Raw genomic sequence first — 16,098 nt, forward strand, 5'->3', positions numbered from 1 at the left:
GTCAGACCTCCACGCGCACTAGCACTTCGCGCCGCTGGGCGGCGTGGCGCCGCCGACCAGATACGCCGTGACGTAGTTGTCGACGCAACCGTCGCCCTGGAACACCACCGTGTGCTGGGTTCCGTCGTAGGTCAGCAGCGAACTGCGCAGCTGGTTGGCCAGGTCGACGCCGGCCTTGTAAGGGGTCGCCGGATCATGGGTGGTCGACACCACCACGGTCGGCGCCAGGCCGGGCGCGGAGATGGTGTGCGGCTTGCTCGTCGGCGGCACCGGCCAGAACGCGCAGGTGCCCAGCGGGGCGTCACCGGTAAAAGTGCCGTAGCTCATGAACGGCGCGATCTCCCGCGAGCGACGGTCCTCGTCAATCACCTTGGCGCGGTCGGTGATTGGCGGCTGGTCGACGCAGTTGATCGCCACCCGCGCGTCGGTGGCGTTGGTGTAGTGACCGTGCGCGTCGCGACGCATGTACATGTCGGCAAGGGCGAGCAGGGTGTCGCCGCGGTGGTTGACCAGTTCGCCCAGTCCGTCGGTCAGGTGGTGCCACAACGTCGGCGAGTACAGCGCCATGATCGTGCCGACGATGGCGTCGCTATAGCTCAGTCCGCGCGGGTCGTTGGTGGGGACGGGCCTGCCGACCATCGGGTTGTTGGGGTCGACCAACGGGTCGACCAGGCTGTGGTAGACGTCGACGGCCTTGGCCGGGTCGGTCCCCAGCGGGCAGCTGGATTGCTTCGCGCAATCGGTGGCGAAGTCGTTGAACGCGTCCTGAAAACCCTTGGCCTGACGCAGGTCTGCTTCGATGGGGTCGGCGTTGGGGTCGACGGCGCCGTCGAGGATCATCGCCCGCACTTTGTCGGGGTAGGCCTCGGCGTAGGCGGAGCCGATCCGGGTGCCGTAGGAGTAGCCGAGGTAGGTCAGCTTGTCGTCGCCCAGCGCCGCGCGGATCGCGTCCAGGTCTCTGGCCACGTTGACCGTGCCGACGTTGGCCAGAAAGTTCTTGCCCATCTTGCCGACGCAGCGGCCGACGAAGTCCTTGGTTTCGTCCTCGATGTGGGCCACGCCGGCCGGGCTGTAGTCGACGTTCGGCTCCGTGCGCAGCCGGTCGTTGTCGGCGTCGGAATTGCACCAGATGGACGGCCGCGACGACCCCACTCCACGGGGGTCGAAGCCCACCAGATCGAACCGTTCGCGGACGCGTTTCGGCAGCGACTGAACGACACCCAGCGCGGCCTCCATACCTGACTCGCCGGGACCGCCGGGGTTGATCACCAGCGAGCCGATCTTGTCCCCGGTGGCGGGGAAGCGAATCATCGCCAGCGTCGCCACGTCACCGTCGAGGTGGTCGTAGTCGACGGGCACCGCCAGCTTGCCGCACAGCGCTCCGGCGGGAATCTTGACCTTCGGGTTCGCCGTCCGACAGGGTGTCCACTCCACCGCCTGTCCGAGCTTCGGCTCCGCCAGCAGGGCGCGGCCGCCGACGACGCGCACGCAGCCCGCGAGAAGGAGCGCCACGGCCGCGACCGTTGTCGAAACCAGCAGCGTGCGCGCAATCTTGTCGCGGCGAGACAGACCCATGCCAACATATGCTGCCAGAGGAAACCTGAGATCCTCATGAGCGGCACCACCGCCGGCTATCGGGTGGCCGCGAGCAACTCCTCCATCGCCACCGCGAACTCGTCGGCCATCTCCCACAAGTCCGGCAACAGATCGGGGCATGAGAGCAGCCCGACGTCCAACTTGCCCCGCAGCGACATCGCGGTGATGTTGAGTCCCGACCCGTGGAAGATCGGCCCCAGCGGATACATCGCCTTGACCTCGCAGCCCAGCATGTACAGCGGCACCTGCGGACCCGGCACATTGGACACCACCAGGTTGTGCACCGGCATGGTGTCGGTGAACCGCGTCCTGGCATAGAGCCGCATCGCGATACCGAAAACCGCCGGCGCGGCGAACTGTGTCCAATCCTGTAACAGCGACGCGCCGATGGCGGAACTGTGTTCCTTGGCAACCGAATTCGCATGGGCGATGACCTTCAGGCGCTCCACCGGATCCGCGATTTCGGTATGCAGGCTGGAGAACATCGCCGACACCTGGTTGCGGCCGGGCCGGTCGGATTTTCCGTGCACGGAAACCGGCACCGACGCCACCAACGGCGAGTCCGGCAAAGCGTTTCGGTCGGCCAGGTATTGGCGCAGCACAGCGGACACCAATGCCATCACCACGTCGTTGACTTTGACGCCGTCGAATCGATTCTTAACCGCTTTGATGTCGTCGAGATTCAATTCGGCGTAGGCGATGTTTCGGCGGTCGGTGATCCGGGCGTTGAATGCGGTGGCCGGCGCGGCGAACGGTCGCGCCATCGCTTGGCCCTCGCGCGCCCGCCGCAGCGTGGCGACCACCGAGGAGACGGTGTCGGGCACCACATTGGCCAGCTGCAGCGGCCGGGCGGCGAATCGGACGAGCCCGCCCGCGGCGATCTGCCACCCACTGGCCCCGCCCACCCCGCGGGCCGGGTCCGGGGGCGGGGCGTCGGGCTCGGTGCCGCAAAGCTGTGACATCAGGTTGGCGCCGGTCACGCCGTCGACTCCGGCGTGATGCACCTTGGTCATCACCGCCAGCCTCCCGTCACGATGGCAATCGGTGCCCGCCACGCCCTCGACAACCCACATCTCCCACAGCGGCCGGCGCCGGTCCAACGGCGACTCCGCGATATGCCCGCAGATCTCGGCGAGCTCGGCGCGGCCACCCGGCGCGGGTAGCGCGATCCGGTGCAGATGACGGTCGAGCTCGAAGTTCTCGTCGTCCACCCAGACCGGATGATCGAGATTCAGCAGGTTGTCGGCCAGCTTCTCGCGGAACTCCGGGATCGCTTTGATGCGCAGTGACAACGCGTCGCGCAGCCGGTCGAAGGTGTAGCCGCCGGGCATCGTCGAGGTGTCCAACTCCATGATCGAGCACACGTGCATGGGCTGCGACGAGGTCTCCAGGTAGAGGAAGCTGGCGTCGAGTCCGCTGAGCCGCTGCATCCGAGCATGGTATGTCTCACATCACAGTGGCGGTGCAACCGCGCAGAAGAAATGGCAGAATGGCACCGTCAGACGAACCCGGGGACCTTATCCGGCCACGAGGATCGAACCGACCACCTATAGGGACAATGATGTCTGAGCAAAACGTTTACGGTGCAGGCACGTCCGAGCACGCGCAGCCGCTCACCAAAATTCGCACGCACCACCTGCAGAAGATGAAGGCCGAAGGGCACAAGTGGGCCATGCTCACGGCCTATGACTATTCGACCGCCCGCATTTTCGACGAGGCGGGCATTCCGGTCCTGCTGGTCGGCGACTCGGCCGCCAACGTCGTGTACGGCTACGACACCACGGTGCCCGTCTCGATCGACGAGATGATCCCGCTGGTGCGCGGGGTCGTGCGGGGCGCCCGCCACGCACTGGTCGTCGCGGACCTGCCGTTCGGCAGCTACGAGGCGGGACCGGCCGCGGCCCTGACGTCGGCCACCCGATTCATGAAGGAGGGCGGCGCACACGCCGTCAAGCTTGAGGGTGGCGAGCGGGTCGCCGAGCAGATCGCCTGCCTGACCGCGGCCGGCATCCCCGTGATGGCGCACATCGGGTTCACGCCGCAGAGCGTGAACAGCTTGGGCGGCTTCCGTGTCCAGGGCCGCGGCGACGCCGCGGAACAGACCGTCGCCGACGCGATCGCCGTCGCCGAAGCCGGGGCCTTCTCCGTCGTCATGGAGATGGTGCCGGCCGACCTGGCCACCCAGATCACCGGCAAGCTGACCATCCCGACCATCGGCATCGGAGCCGGCCCGAACTGCGACGGCCAGGTCCTGGTGTGGCAGGACATGGCCGGCGTCAGCAGCGGCAAGGCCGCCCGCTTCGTCAAGCGGTTCGCCGACATCGGCGGGGAATTGCGCCGGGCCGCAACGCAATATGCGCAAGAAGTGGCCGAGGGAGCCTTCCCGGCCGACGAGCACTGCTTCTGACGGACGCCACCAGGGGTTTCCGCCCACCGCAACCCCCCGATCCTGTCAATTACCGAAAATCCTTGTGTGGCAGGCGGGTACGATTGCTCTTGGACAAATTCTCTACTCCGAGAGCAAGGGTGAACACATCGACCGGGGAATTTGCGGTGACTTCGTGCACCGTCGAACGGTGCTTAAGCTTCCGCTGCTACTGGCAGGAGGGGCTGCACTGACCCGAGCACCTCGCGCGGCCGCGGAACCCGCGCCTGGCACCTCGCCGCAGGCAAGCCGCTGGTCGCCCGAGCGCGCCAACCGGTGGTATCAGACGCAGCAATGGCCGGTTGGGGTGAACTACATCACCTCGAACGCCATCAACCAGCTGGAGATGTTTCAGGCCGATACGTTCGATCCCCGGCGGATCGACACCGAACTGGGCTGGGCCCGCGCCAGCGGGCTCAACGCCGTGCGCGTCTTCCTGCACGATCTGCTGTGGGAGCAGGGCCCTCGGGAGTTCCAAGTCCGCCTCGCCCAGTTCGTCGACATCGCGGCGCGCCACGACATCAAGCCGCTGTTCGTCTTGTTCGACTCCTGTTGGGATCCTCACCCCCAATCCGGTCCGCAGCGCGCGCCGACGCCCGGCGTGCACAATTCGGGCTGGGTGCAGAGCCCGGGCGCGCAACGCCTCGGGGAGCATACCTACATCCCGACGCTGCGCGACTACGTCACCGGGGTGCTGGCTCAGTTCCGCACCGACGAGCGCGTTTTGGGCTGGGATCTGTGGAACGAACCCGACAATCCGTCGAAGTACTACCGCTCGGTCGAGCGGCCCGACAAGCTGGATCTGGTCGCCGACCTGCTGCCGCAGGTGTTCGGCTGGGCCCGTTCGGTCGATCCATGCCAACCGCTGACGAGCGCCGTCTGGGACGGCGAGTGGGCGGACCCCGGCCGCCGCAGCGCGATCAGCGGCATTCAGCTGGACAACTCCGACGTGATCACCTTCCATTCCTATGACCCGCCCGCGAAGTTCGAGAGCCGGATCGCCGAGCTCACACCCATGGGGCGACCGATCCTGTGCACCGAATACATGGCCCGGCCCTTGGGCAGCACGGTCCAGGGTGTGCTGCCCATCGCGAAGCGCTACAACGTCGGCGCATTCAACTGGGGCCTGGTCGCCGGGAAAACGCAGACCTTCTTCCCCTGGGACTCATGGGAACACCCCAACCCAGCTATGCCGGCTGAATGGTTTCACGACCTGCTCGCGCCCGACGGGCGGCCGTTCCGCGATCCCGAGATTCAGACGATCCGCGAGGTGGGCGGCCTGGCGATGCATCTCCGCGAAGATCCCCCGCCGCCACCGCCGTAGCGCCGAGGCGGGCAACAACCCGCGGGCCATCGCCGCCATCCGCCTCACCGCGGTATGGCAGGCTATGAGAGCCCAGCACCACCGTCCACGACGTTCAAGGCCGCGGCGACGCGCCGCAACGGAGCCGAACATGCCTGCAAAAGCGCCGCAAGCTTCGCGCCATCGAGAGGTGGAGCGCAAGTTCGACGTTGGCGAATCCACCGTGTCACCTTCGTTCGAAGGCATCGCCGCCGTGGCGCACGTCGACAAGCCACCGACCCAGACATTGGACGCGACGTACTTCGACACCCCGGCACAAGACCTCGCCCGCAACAAGATCACCTTGCGCCGCCGTACGGGCGGCTCGGATGCCGGGTGGCATCTCAAGCTGCCGACCGGTCCCGAGGCCCGCACCGAGGTCCGGGTGCCGCTGGACGCGTCGGACACCGACACCGTGCCGGAGGAGTTGGTGGACGTCGTGCTGGCGATCGTTCGCGACAGCCCCCTCGTACCGGTCGCGCGGATCACCACGCAACGCGAAAGCCAGGTGTTGTACTCCGCCGACGGCGCGCCGCTGGCGGAGTTCAGCAATGACCACGTCACCGCGTGGTCGGCCCGTACGTCCGAGGACGCCGACCTGGAGCCCACGCAGCAGGAGTGGCGCGAATGGGAGCTCGAACTTGCCGAGAAGAACGGGGCCCCGGACACCGAGCTGTTGAACCGCTTGGGTAATCGGCTGCTCGACGCCGGCGCCGCACCCGCCGGTCATGCCTCCAAGTTGGCACGCGTACTCGGCACCACGCCACAGCCTGACAGCGCGCAGCCCGCCGAGCACCCTTTGCAGCGCGCGGTGGCCGAGCAGATTCGCGAACTGTTGGTGTGGGATCGCGCCGTGCGGGCCGATGCCTTCGATTCCATTCACCAGATGCGTGTCACCACCCGCAAGCTGCGCAGCCTGCTGCGCGACTACCAGGAATCGTTCGGATTGCCCGACGACGGCTGGGTTCTCGACGAGCTGCGCGAGCTGGCCGGCATCCTCGGCATCGCGCGCGACGCCGAGGTCCTCGCGGAACGTTACGAGCGTCAATTGGACAGGCTGACACCGGATTTGGTGCGCGGGCCGGTGCACGAGCGGCTGGTCGGGGGCGCCCAGCGCCGTTACCAGACCGGGCTGCGCCGGTCCTTGATGGCCATGCGTTCGCAGCGCTATTTCCGCCTGCTCGACGCCCTCGACGCGATAGCGGTCCAACCGCCGGGCAGCGCCTCGGACGAGGAACACGCGCCGGTCACCATCGACGCCGCCTACAAGAAGGTCCGCAAGGCCGCCAAGGCCGCCGCCCAGGTTTACCGGGACCACCCGGACGACCAGCATCAGCGCGACGAGGCAGTGCACCGGATCCGCAAGCGGGCCAAGCGACTTCGCTACACCGCGGCGGCCACCGGCGAGGACAAGGTTTCCGAGCAGTCGAAGGCCGTCCAGTCGCTGCTCGGTGACCACCAGGACAGCGTGGTCAGCCGCGAACACCTGCGACACGAATCCGAAGCCGCGCACACCGCCGGCGAGGACACCTTCACCTACGGCCTGCTGTACCAGCAGGAGGCCGACTTGGCCGAGCGGTGCGAACAGCAGCTCGACGACGCCCTGCGCAAACTCGCCAAGGCGGTGCGCAAGGCCCGGCACTGAGCGGGGCGGACGAGTTGGCCTGTAAGCCGGATTCTGTTCTGCGCACCTCCGGCAGCCGGAGACGCACAGCGGCGACCATCCATCTGGGCACACCGTCGCCGGGTGCCTCGAGCGGCCTACCCGCAGGCTCGGGCGAGCAACCCTTGGACGCCTGCGCGGCCGCACCTTTCGGTGCGGCCTTCTTGGCCTTGCTTCGGGTGGGGTTTGCCTAGCCACCCCGGTCACCCGGGATGCTGGTGCGCTCTTACCGCACCGTTTCACCCTTACCACCGCGAGGGTGGCGGTCTGTTTTCTGTGGCACTGTCCCGCGAGTCACCTCGGATTGCCGTTAGCAATCACCCTGCTCTGTGAAGTCCGGACTTTCCTCGAACCGCCTTGCGACGGTCCGCGGCCGCCCGGCCAACTCGTCCGCGACGATTCACGGTACTACCTTCGTGATGCCGGGGCCAGCAACTATCGGCTCGGCTCTATCGTGGACCTCGCAGGCAGGAACACGGAAGGACGCGAATGTCCCGGTGGACGAAGCGCGTCGACTCCGGCGACTGGGACGCCATCGCCAGCGCGGTCGACGAGTACGGCGGGGCGCTGCTGCCGCGGCTGGTCACCACCAGCGAGGCGGCCCGGCTCCGCAAGCTCTACGGCGACGACGACCTGTTCCGCTCGACCATCGACATGGCGCCCAAGCGGTACGGCGCCGGGCAGTACCGCTACTTCCACGCGCCCTATCCCGACCCGATCGAGGAGCTCAAACAGGCGCTGTACCCCCGCCTGTTGCCGATCGCCCGCGACTGGTGGGCAAGGCTGGGCCGCGATGCGCCCTGGCCGGACAGCCTCGACGATTGGCTGGCCACCTGCCACGCGGCGGGCCAGACCCGATCCACCGCGCTGATGCTCAGGTACGGCCCGGGCGACTGGAACGCCTTGCACCGAGACCTCTACGGCGACTTGGTTTTTCCGCTACAGGTGGTGATCAACCTGAGCGAACCCGACACCAATTACACCGGCGGCGAGTTCCTGCTCGTCGAACAGCGGCCGCGCGCACAGTCCCGCGGCACCGCAACGCAATTGCCGCAGGGCCATGGATTCGTGTTCACCACGCGGGAGCGGCCGGTGCCCTCCAGCCGCGGCTGGTCCGCGGCACCGGTGCGGCACGGGGTGTCGGTGGTGCGCTCCGGTGAGCGTTACGCGATGGGGCTGATCTTTCACGACGCGGCCTGAAAGCTCGCCGCACACCGATTGTGCGACCGCTTAGCATTGACCATTGCCCAGCGGGGATGTTGGTGCCAGTCTGACCAGATGACAGAAACCGAAGGGTTCGTCGACCAGACCATGACTGGTCTCGCGGAGCCGCAGCCGATGTATAAGGCGCTGCGCGAAACGAGTCCGGTGTTCCGGTCGCCGCAGGCGGTGGTTCTCAGTCGCCTGGCCGACATCGAGATGGCGCTCAAACACACCGAGCTGTTCTCATCGAACATGGACGCCGTCGACCTGGGCAACGTGCGGCCGCTGATCCCCCTGCAGATCGACCCGCCCGAACACGCGAAGTACCGCCGGGTCCTCGACCCGCTGTTCACTCCGCGGGAGATGGCCAGGCGCGAGCCGCGCGTCGCCGAATTGGTGAACGAGATGATCGACCGCTTCGCCGATCGGGGCCATTGCGACTTTCACGCCGAGTTCGCGGTGCCCCTGCCGTGCACCGTCTTCCTACAGGTGCTCGGGCTGCCGCTGGAGGACCTCGACAAGTTCCTGGAGTGGAAGGACGGCGTGATCCGCCCGGAGGGGGATTCCGGCTTCGACCGCCGCCACGACAGCTCCGCAGCAGTGGCACAACAGATCTACGACTACTTCGACCGTGCGATCGACGAGCACATCGCCAACCCCCGCGACGACGTGCTGTCGGCGATGATCGCCGCCGACATCGCCGGGCAGCCGCTGTCGCGCGAAGAACTCCTGGACATCTGCTTCCTGTTCCTGATCGCCGGGCTGGACACGGTGACCGACTCGCTCGACTGTTTCTTCGTGTACCTCGCGCGCCACCCCGACCACCGCCGTCAGCTGGTCGAGCAGCCCGACGTGTTGCCCGGGGCCGTCGAGGAGTTGCTGCGCTGGGAGACACCGGTGCCCGGCGTCGCTCGGGTCGCCATTCAAGACGTCGAGGTGGGCGGGTGTCCGATCAGCAAGGGCGAACGGGTCAGCCCGCTATTGGGCGCTGCCAACACCGACCCCGCCGAGTTCGCCGACCCGGAGCTGGTGGACTTCACCCGCAACCCGAATCGGCACCGCGCCTTCGGCGGCGGCCCGCACCGCTGCCTCGGCTCGCACCTCGCCCGCATGGAGTTGCGGGTGGCGTTACGCGAATTCCACCGGCGCATACCGGATTACGAGATCAAGCCCGGCACCCAGCTGACCTACACCGCCGCGCTGCGTTCGGTGGAGTCGCTGCCGCTGGTGTTCTCGGCACCATGACCCGGATAGTCGTCGACGCCGACCTTTGCACCGGGCACGGGCGCTGCTACACCCTGGCGCCCGACGTCTTCGACGCCGACGAGGTCGGCCACTCCGTCGTGCTCGTCGATGAGGTGTCCGGCGAGCTCGAGGCGCAGGCCGTCACCGCGGAGCAGAATTGCCCCGAAGGCGCCATCTCCCTAACCCGTTGAAGCAGAACGTGACTCCGGTGGCTGCCGCACCGTCGAACGAGCGGATGATCGCCGGGGTCGCCGCCGCGGCCGTCGCGCTCGGGGTGGCCCAGCTGGTGGGCATACCGTTCGGTGCGCGGGCCGACTCGCGGGCCGCGATCGGCGCGGCCGTCGTCGACCTGACACCGGGCCCGGTCAAAGAGTGGGCGATTCAGATCCTGGGCTCGCTGGACAAACTCTTCCTAACCGTGGCCGTACTGGTGGTGATCGCCGCAATCGCCGCCATTGCCGGGACGTTCGAGACCCTCCGCCGCCCAATCGGTAGCGCCGTTATCGCCGCGGCGGGCGCGCTCGGATGCGTCGCGGTGTTGACGCGGCCGGGCGCGACGGCGCTCGACACGATCCCGACCATCGCGGGCGCGGCCTGCGGCGTCGCCGCCCTGCGCCTGCTCACCCGTCGTTTTCGGCCGGTCCCCGAAGACACCGGCGACCACGACGAGCCCGATGCCGGCAGGCGCAGGTTGGTGGTGCTCGGCGTGCTCGGATTCGGAGTCGTGAGCGGCGTGGCGGGCGCGATCATCACGCGGTTGGTGCATTCGGTGGCCGCCGACCGCACCAGCTTCACGCTGCCCACACCGCGCACCCCGGCGCCCCCGATACCCGCCGATGTGCAGTCGAAAGGCATTGCGCTGCCCAGCTTCGTCACCCCCAGCGCCGACTTCTACCGGGTGGACACCGCGCTCACCGTTCCCCAACTCAGCCACTCCGACTGGCGGCTGCGCATTCACGGCATGGTGAACCGGGAAGCCACCTACACCTTCGCCGACCTCGCCGGTTTTGACGTCGTCGAAAAGGTGGCGACGCTTACCTGCGTGTCCAATCCCGTTGGCGGCAAGCTCGTTTCGACCGGGCTTTGGACGGGCTATCGAGTGGCCGATCTGTTGGCCGCGGCCGGTGTGCGTCCGGAGGCCGACATGGTGCTGTCGACGTCGATCGACGGCTTCACTGCCGGCACTCCGGTGGATGCGCTCACCGATGGCCGCGACGCGCTGCTGGCGGTCGCCCTCAACGGTGAGCCCCTGCCGATCGAGCACGGCTATCCGGCCCGGCTGGTGGTGCCCGGGCTCTACGGGTATGTGTCGGCCACCAAATGGCTGGTCGACATGGAGCTGACCCGCTTCGACAAGGCGGAGGCGTACTGGACGCGGCAGGGCTGGGCACCGCGCGCACCCGTCAAGACCGAGTCGCGGATCGACGTGCCGAAAAGCGGTCAGCGGGTGCCGGCGGGCCCCGTGGTTTTCGGTGGTGTCGCTTGGGCGCAGAATCGCGGCGTGCGGTCCGTGGAAGTCCGCATCGACGACGGCGCGTGGCAGGCCGCCGAACAGGGCGCCAGCTACTCCAACGAGACCTGGCGGCTGTGGAGCTTTCCCTGGCAGGCGAAGAGCCCTGGGCAGCACAGCATCACGGTGCGCGCCACCGACAACACCGGGGCCACCCAGACTGCGGATCGGGTCGCTACGGTCCCCGACGGCGCCACCGGCTGGCACACGGTGGACTTCACCGTGACGGGGACGTGAGGCCCTATTTCGACGAGAGTTTCCGCCAGCTGACTACCGCGATCACGATGCCGATCACCGCCGTGATCGGACCGATGACCGACCAGGTGGTGGTGTTGCTCATCGGGCTACCGCCGAGCACCCCGAATCCCTGAAGTGCCCAGATCAGACCGAACAAGGCGACGATCAAACCGAAGGCTAAGGTCGCGACGAATGTCCTTCTCATAGGCGGATGGTACGACCAGGCTCACCGGCAGGCGAGCGCGTGCCAGGCCATGTCGACGATGGCGGCGCGGTAGTCGTCGTCGACGGGAACGTCGGAGTACAGGGCCCGAATGTTGAGCGGCGCCAGCAGGATCTGAACCGCGGCCAGGGTGTTGACGCCGTCGCGCAATTCGCCCCGCTCCCTGGCCCGGTCCACGACCGCGCGCATCGCACTGAAATGTGCCCGCCAGAACCGCACGCGGGTGACTTCATCGTGCCCCCGACGGCCGTCCATCACCAGCGCGCGCAATAGTGTGCAGCCGACTTCGGTGTTGATCCGATTGGTCACATTGCGGGCCAGGGCCTCCAGGTCTCCCCGCAATGAGCCGGTGTCGGTTCCCGAGCTCACCGTCTCGACGTCGGAAAGAACCGCGTCGACGATGAGTTGGCGCCGATCCGCCCAATACCGGTACACCATCGCGGGATCGAAGTGATGCCGCTCGGCCAACGCCTCGATGCTGAACCGCTCGACGCCCCATCGGGTCAACTCGTCGAGCACGGCCGGCATCACCAGCGCCCGAATGTCCGCAGGAATCGGATCTCCTGATGGTTGGGACGGCCGCATGAGTTCTCCTTGGCGCCTACAGGTAGCCCGTCTGGTTCACCAAACGCACGGAAGACGCCCCGTCAGAATAGAACTCCGCAATGCTCAGCGATGCCAGATCGAGATGCAGCCGGTACAGGATGCCCGGCCCGGCCTCCAGCGCGAGCCGCAGCAGCATCTTGATCGGCGTCACGTGGGACACCACCAGCACCGTTGTGCCCTGGTGCGCTGCGATGATGCGTCCGCGGGCCTTCAGCACCCGGTCGAGCACGTCGTCGAAGCTTTCACCGCCCGGCGGGGTGGTGCCGGTATCCCGCAGCCAGCGCCCGTGCAGCTCCGGGTCACGCTCGGCGGCCTCGGCGAACGTCAACCCCTCCCAGGCGCCGAAGTCGGTCTCGATCAGGTCGTCGTCGACGGTCACGTCCAGGCCGAGCGCCTTGGCGGCCCTGGCCGCCGTGTCGTAGGCCCGCTGCAGCGGTGAGGCGAACACGGCCGAGATTCCGCCGCGCTGCGCCAGATAACGGGCCGCGGCGTCGGCCTGCCGGCGCCCCACTTCGGTCAGGGCCGGGTTGCCGCGCCCCGAGTAACGGCGCTGCGCCGACAATTCGGTCTGGCCGTGTCGGAGCAACAGCAGCCTGGTCGGCGTACCGCGCGCACCGGTCCATCCGGGCGCCTGCGGGGATTGCGGCGCAGCGGTTTTCGCGGGCTCGGCCTCGGCCTGCCCGGGATCTTCCCCGGGGCCGCCGGCGGCGGCCGCATCCATCGCCTCGTTGGCCAGCCGATCTGCGTACGAGTTGCGGTCCCGCGGAATCCAGGTGTAGCTGACCCGATCGAACCGCGCCGCCAGCTCTCGGGCCTGGCCGTGCAGCTCGATCAGGTCGGGATGCTTGACCTTCCAGCGCCCCGACATCTGCTCCACCAGCAGCTTGGAATCCAGGAAGACGGCGGCCTCGGTCGCGCCGACCCGCAAGGCGTCGTCCAAACCGGCCAGCAGGCCACGGTATTCGGCCACGTTGTTCGTGGCCCTGCCGATGGCCTGCTTGTTCTCCGCGAGCACCGTGGAGCGGTCCTGGGTCCACACCACGGCGCCGTATCCGGCCGGGCCGGGATTGCCGCGCGACCCGCCGTCGGCCTCGATCACCACCTTCACTGGTCGAACCCGTTGACCCGCAACAGGATCGCGCCACACTCCGGGCACCGCACCACCTCGTCTTCGGCGGCGGCGGAGATCCGCGACATCTCGCCGCGGTCGATCTCGAGGCGGCAGGCGCCGCACCGGCGCCCGAGCAGCGGCCCGGCGCCCGGGCCTCCCCCGGCGCGCTGGCGTTCGTACAACGCGGACAGGGCGGGGTCCAGCGTCGCGCTCAGCGTTTCGCGCCGCGACGAATGCGTCTGTCGGGTCTCGCTGATTTCGGCGAGCGCGGCGTCGAGAGCCCGCTGGGCTTCGGCCAATTCGGCCTCCAGCGCTTCGACCTTGCCCTGCCCGTCATCCAGCTGGGACTGCAGCTCCTCGCGGCGCTCCATCACATCGAGCAGCGAATCTTCCAGACTGGCCTGGCGGCGCGTCAGGGTCTCCAGCTCGTGCTGTAGATCCGACAGTTGCTTCGCGTCGGTGGCACCGGACTGCAGCAACGACCGATCGCGGTCCTCGCGCTGCCGGACCGCCTCGATTTCGGACTCGAACCGCGACACCTGAACGTCGATGTCCTCCAACGCGATCCGAATGGCGCCCACGCGGTCACCGGCGGCGCTGAGTTCCTCCTGCAGCCGCTCGCAGGCCTGCTGCTCCGCCAGATGGCTGGCCCGGTGCGTGATGCGGGACAGCTCGGCGTCCAGCTTCGACAGCTCGAGCAGCGAACGCTGCTGAGCGACTTCGGCCTTCATCAGTGGTCACCCTCCATTTGCCCCATATTCCATGGGTCGGTGCGAATGGTGCATACCCGCACCGGCAGCGCGGCACCAAAACGGGACCGCAACAGGTCGGCGGCCTGGTGGCACCACGGAAATTCACTCGCCCAGTGCGCCACGTCGATCAGTGCCACGCCGGAGGCCCGGCGATGCTCGTCGGCCGGATGGTGCCGCAGGTCGGCCGTCACGTAGGCCTGCACACCCGCGCCGGCCGCGGCATCGAGCAGCGAGTCCCCGGCGCCGCCGCAAACGGCGACCCGGGATACCGGCAGGTCGGGATCGCCGGCCGCGCGCACGCCCCACGCCGTGCGCGGCAGGGCGGCTTCGACGCGGGCCACGAAGTCGCGCAGCGGTTCGGCCCGGGGCAGGGCGCCGATGCGGCCCAACCCGGCGTCACCGGGCGGGGGCAGCAACGCGAAGACGTCGAACGCGGGCTCCTCGTAGGGGTGGGCGGCGCGCATGGCCGCCAGCACGGCGGCCCGGATCCCAGCGGGCGCGACGACCTCGAACCGGTCCTCGGCCACCTTCTCGACGGCTCCGACGCTGCCCACCGCCGGCGACGCCCCTTCGTGCGGCAGGAACTGCCCGATGCCGCTGACGCTCCAGCTGCAGTGCGAATAGTCGCCGATGTGCCCGGCGCCCGCCTCGAACACCGCCGCCCGCACCGCCTCCGCGTTGTCACGCGGCACATAGATGACCCACTTGTCCAGGTCGGGAGCGGCCGTTCGCGGCTCCAGGGCAGCTTCGACGGTGAGGCCGAGGGCCTGGGCCAGCGCATCGGACACGCCCGGTGAGGCCGAGTCGGCGTTGGTGTGCGCGGTGAACAGCGAACGCCCCGTTCGGATCAGGCGGTGTACCAGCGCGCCCTTGGGCGTGCTGGCCGCCACGGTGTCGACCCCGCGCAGCAGCAAGGGGTGATGGGCCAGCAGCAGGTCGCCCGCCGGAACTTCGTCGACGACCGCGGCCGTCGCGTCCACCGCGACGGTCACCGACTCGATCGCATCGTCGGGGTCGCCGCACACCAGGCCCACCGAGTCCCACGATTCGGCGAGCCGCGGCGGGTAGGCCTCGTCCAGCACGTCGATGACGTCGGCCAGCCGCACGCTCACCGGCGCACCTCCGCGATGGCCGCAACCAGCAGCGGCCACTCCCGGCGCACCGTGGCCCGCAGGTAACGCTCGTCCAAGCCGACGAACGTATCACAGCGACGGATGGCAATCCCCCTGTCCTGCAACTTCTTTCGAATATCAACGGCGTCCGCCCCGCGGAACAGCACGAACGGCGCGCGGCCGTCGACCACCTCGGCGCCCACCGACGTCAGGCCGGCCACCATCTCGGCGCGCAACTCCGCCAGGCGGATGGCACCGGCCGCCGCCTCCGCGACGGCCTGCCGGCCGCAACACGCCGCGATGGCCGCCAGTTGCAGTGTCCCCACCGGCCAATGGGCACGCTGAGAGGTCAACCGGGCCAGCATTTCCGGGGAGCCCAGGGCGTAGCCCACCCGCAATCCCGCCAGCGCCCACGTCTTGGTCAGGCTGCGCAGCACCAGCACGTCGGGCAGCGAGTCAGCGGCCAGCGACTCCGGTTCGCCCGGGATCGAATCGGCGAACGCCTCGTCGACCACCAGGATCCGGCCCGGCCTGCGCAACGCGAGCAGCTGCTCGCGGGTGTGCAGCACCGAGGTGGGGTTGGTGGGGTTGCCCACCACGACCAGGTCGGCGTCGTCGGGAACGGTCACAGCGTCCAGGCCGAAGGGCGGATCGAGCACCACGTGGTGCACGGCCACCCCGGCCGCGCTGAGCGCGTCCGCCGGCTCGGTGAACGAGGGTGCGACGATCGCCGCCCGCGCCGGACGCAGGTTGCTCAGCAACGCGAACCCCTCCGCGGCCCCGGCCAGCGGCAGCACCTCGTCGCGGTGTCGCCCGTGCCGCTCCGCGACCGCGTCCTGCGCCGAGCGCACGTCTTGGGCGCTCGGGTAGCGCCCAAGATCGGGCAGCCGCGCGGCCAGCCGCCGCAGCAGCCACTCGGGCGGTTGCGCGTGACGGACGTTGACGGCGAAATCCAGCATCCCGGGTGCGACGGCCTGATCACCGTGATAGCGGGTCGCAGGCGGGCTCATGTTCAGACTCGCCATCCGAGAAACACTAGTGGGCCGTTTGGGCGGGTGGGAGCGACACCGTCA

General features: G+C 68.5%; 15 protein-coding genes and 1 other RNA gene. 7 read left to right on the top strand and 9 right to left on the bottom strand.

Features of this window, described 5'->3' with window-relative positions:
* Positions 1-18 precede the first annotated feature (18 nt).
* Positions 19-1,575: an alpha/beta hydrolase gene (locus A5773_RS17775; protein ID WP_066951698.1), complete on the bottom strand. Its 1,557-nt coding sequence runs from the start codon at positions 1,573-1,575 to the stop codon at positions 19-21.
* Between the two features lie 56 nt (positions 1,576-1,631).
* On the bottom strand, positions 1,632-3,026 hold the full coding sequence (locus A5773_RS17780) for a wax ester/triacylglycerol synthase family O-acyltransferase (RefSeq protein ID WP_067791842.1): 1,395 nt from the start codon (positions 3,024-3,026) through the stop codon (positions 1,632-1,634).
* 131 nt (positions 3,027-3,157) lie between these two features.
* Between A5773_RS17780 and panB the strand changes: the two genes are divergently transcribed.
* The 3 genes from panB (at position 3,158) to A5773_RS17795 (ending at position 7,008) form a co-directional block, all read left to right on the top strand.
* Positions 3,158-4,003 (top strand): 3-methyl-2-oxobutanoate hydroxymethyltransferase, encoded by an 846-nt coding sequence (panB, locus tag A5773_RS17785; RefSeq protein ID WP_066951816.1) that lies wholly within the window; start codon positions 3,158-3,160, stop codon positions 4,001-4,003.
* A 154-nt stretch (positions 4,004-4,157) separates the two neighbouring features.
* A complete protein-coding gene (locus A5773_RS17790; RefSeq protein WP_082948293.1) occupies positions 4,158-5,345 on the top strand; it encodes a 1,4-beta-xylanase in 1,188 nt (395 codons plus the stop codon).
* Between the two features lie 130 nt (positions 5,346-5,475).
* Positions 5,476-7,008 carry a CYTH and CHAD domain-containing protein gene (locus tag A5773_RS17795; protein WP_067264952.1) on the top strand — a complete coding sequence of 511 codons (1,533 nt, stop codon included), beginning with the start codon at positions 5,476-5,478 and terminating at the stop codon, positions 7,006-7,008.
* Between the two features lie 6 nt (positions 7,009-7,014).
* Here the strand turns inward: A5773_RS17795 and rnpB are convergent.
* Positions 7,015-7,415, bottom strand: an RNA gene (gene rnpB / locus A5773_RS17800) — RNase P RNA component class A.
* A 100-nt stretch (positions 7,416-7,515) separates the two neighbouring features.
* Here rnpB and A5773_RS17805 point away from each other — a divergent pair.
* From A5773_RS17805 to A5773_RS17820, 4 genes are all read left to right on the top strand, one after another.
* On the top strand, positions 7,516-8,226 hold the full coding sequence (locus tag A5773_RS17805; protein WP_067791845.1) for a 2OG-Fe(II) oxygenase: 711 nt from the start codon (positions 7,516-7,518) through the stop codon (positions 8,224-8,226).
* Positions 8,227-8,304: 78 nt separating this feature from the next.
* Positions 8,305-9,474 (top strand): cytochrome P450, encoded by a 1,170-nt coding sequence (locus A5773_RS17810; RefSeq protein ID WP_066951692.1) that lies wholly within the window; start codon positions 8,305-8,307, stop codon positions 9,472-9,474.
* Positions 9,471-9,665, top strand: a complete 195-nt coding sequence (locus A5773_RS17815; protein WP_067791848.1) for a ferredoxin — start codon at positions 9,471-9,473, stop codon at positions 9,663-9,665. The genes A5773_RS17810 and A5773_RS17815 overlap by 4 nt, the downstream gene beginning before the upstream one ends.
* A 44-nt stretch (positions 9,666-9,709) precedes the next feature.
* The gene (locus A5773_RS17820; RefSeq protein ID WP_067791926.1) at positions 9,710-11,221 is read left to right on the top strand and encodes a molybdopterin-dependent oxidoreductase; all 1,512 of its coding nucleotides are present in this window, start codon (positions 9,710-9,712) and stop codon (positions 11,219-11,221) included.
* A 4-nt stretch (positions 11,222-11,225) separates the two neighbouring features.
* On the opposite strand, the gene A5773_RS17825 is transcribed toward A5773_RS17820, so the two are convergent.
* The 6 genes from A5773_RS17825 to cobC are packed head-to-tail and all read right to left on the bottom strand — an operon-like array spanning position 11,226 to position 16,050.
* Positions 11,226-11,426: a hypothetical protein gene (locus A5773_RS17825; protein WP_067200991.1), complete on the bottom strand. Its 201-nt coding sequence runs from the start codon at positions 11,424-11,426 to the stop codon at positions 11,226-11,228.
* A gap of 21 nt (positions 11,427-11,447) precedes the next feature.
* On the bottom strand, positions 11,448-12,029 hold the full coding sequence (locus A5773_RS17830) for a TetR-like C-terminal domain-containing protein (RefSeq protein WP_067791851.1): 582 nt from the start codon (positions 12,027-12,029) through the stop codon (positions 11,448-11,450).
* A gap of 16 nt (positions 12,030-12,045) precedes the next feature.
* Positions 12,046-13,158 carry a bifunctional RNase H/acid phosphatase gene (locus A5773_RS17835; RefSeq protein ID WP_066951679.1) on the bottom strand — a complete coding sequence of 371 codons (1,113 nt, stop codon included), beginning with the start codon at positions 13,156-13,158 and terminating at the stop codon, positions 12,046-12,048.
* The gene (locus A5773_RS17840; RefSeq protein ID WP_066951676.1) at positions 13,155-13,892 is read right to left on the bottom strand and encodes a zinc ribbon domain-containing protein; all 738 of its coding nucleotides are present in this window, start codon (positions 13,890-13,892) and stop codon (positions 13,155-13,157) included. Before A5773_RS17840 ends, A5773_RS17835 begins: the two co-directional genes overlap by 4 nt.
* Positions 13,892-15,025 carry a Nif3-like dinuclear metal center hexameric protein gene (locus tag A5773_RS17845; RefSeq protein WP_067264936.1) on the bottom strand — a complete coding sequence of 378 codons (1,134 nt, stop codon included), beginning with the start codon at positions 15,023-15,025 and terminating at the stop codon, positions 13,892-13,894. The genes A5773_RS17840 and A5773_RS17845 overlap by 1 nt, the downstream gene beginning before the upstream one ends.
* Positions 15,022-16,050, bottom strand: coding sequence for an Rv2231c family pyridoxal phosphate-dependent protein CobC (cobC, locus tag A5773_RS17850; protein WP_067791854.1), 1,029 nt, complete (start codon positions 16,048-16,050; stop codon positions 15,022-15,024). Before cobC ends, A5773_RS17845 begins: the two co-directional genes overlap by 4 nt.
* Between the last annotated feature and the right edge of the window lie 48 nt (positions 16,051-16,098).

Origin of the sequence: Mycobacterium sp. 852014-52450_SCH5900713, from assembly GCF_001667075.1 — a bacterium.
Classification (GTDB): domain Bacteria; phylum Actinomycetota; class Actinomycetes; order Mycobacteriales; family Mycobacteriaceae; genus Mycobacterium.

Coding starts and splice junctions, on each gene's coding strand:
- A5773_RS17775 (WP_066951698.1), bottom strand. CDS start 1,575: ATGGGTCTGTCTCGCCGCGACAAGATTGCGCGCACGCTGCTGGTTTCG.
- cobC (WP_067791854.1), bottom strand. CDS start 16,050: ATGGCGAGTCTGAACATGAGCCCGCCTGCGACCCGCTATCACGGTGAT.
- A5773_RS17830 (WP_067791851.1), bottom strand. CDS start 12,029: ATGCGGCCGTCCCAACCATCAGGAGATCCGATTCCTGCGGACATTCGG.
- A5773_RS17825 (WP_067200991.1), bottom strand. CDS start 11,426: ATGAGAAGGACATTCGTCGCGACCTTAGCCTTCGGTTTGATCGTCGCC.
- A5773_RS17810 (WP_066951692.1), top strand. CDS start 8,305: ATGACAGAAACCGAAGGGTTCGTCGACCAGACCATGACTGGTCTCGCG.
- panB (WP_066951816.1), top strand. CDS start 3,158: ATGTCTGAGCAAAACGTTTACGGTGCAGGCACGTCCGAGCACGCGCAG.
- A5773_RS17815 (WP_067791848.1), top strand. CDS start 9,471: ATGACCCGGATAGTCGTCGACGCCGACCTTTGCACCGGGCACGGGCGC.
- A5773_RS17820 (WP_067791926.1), top strand. CDS start 9,710: ATGATCGCCGGGGTCGCCGCCGCGGCCGTCGCGCTCGGGGTGGCCCAG.
- A5773_RS17795 (WP_067264952.1), top strand. CDS start 5,476: ATGCCTGCAAAAGCGCCGCAAGCTTCGCGCCATCGAGAGGTGGAGCGC.
- A5773_RS17805 (WP_067791845.1), top strand. CDS start 7,516: ATGTCCCGGTGGACGAAGCGCGTCGACTCCGGCGACTGGGACGCCATC.
- A5773_RS17780 (WP_067791842.1), bottom strand. CDS start 3,026: ATGCAGCGGCTCAGCGGACTCGACGCCAGCTTCCTCTACCTGGAGACC.
- A5773_RS17840 (WP_066951676.1), bottom strand. CDS start 13,892: ATGAAGGCCGAAGTCGCTCAGCAGCGTTCGCTGCTCGAGCTGTCGAAG.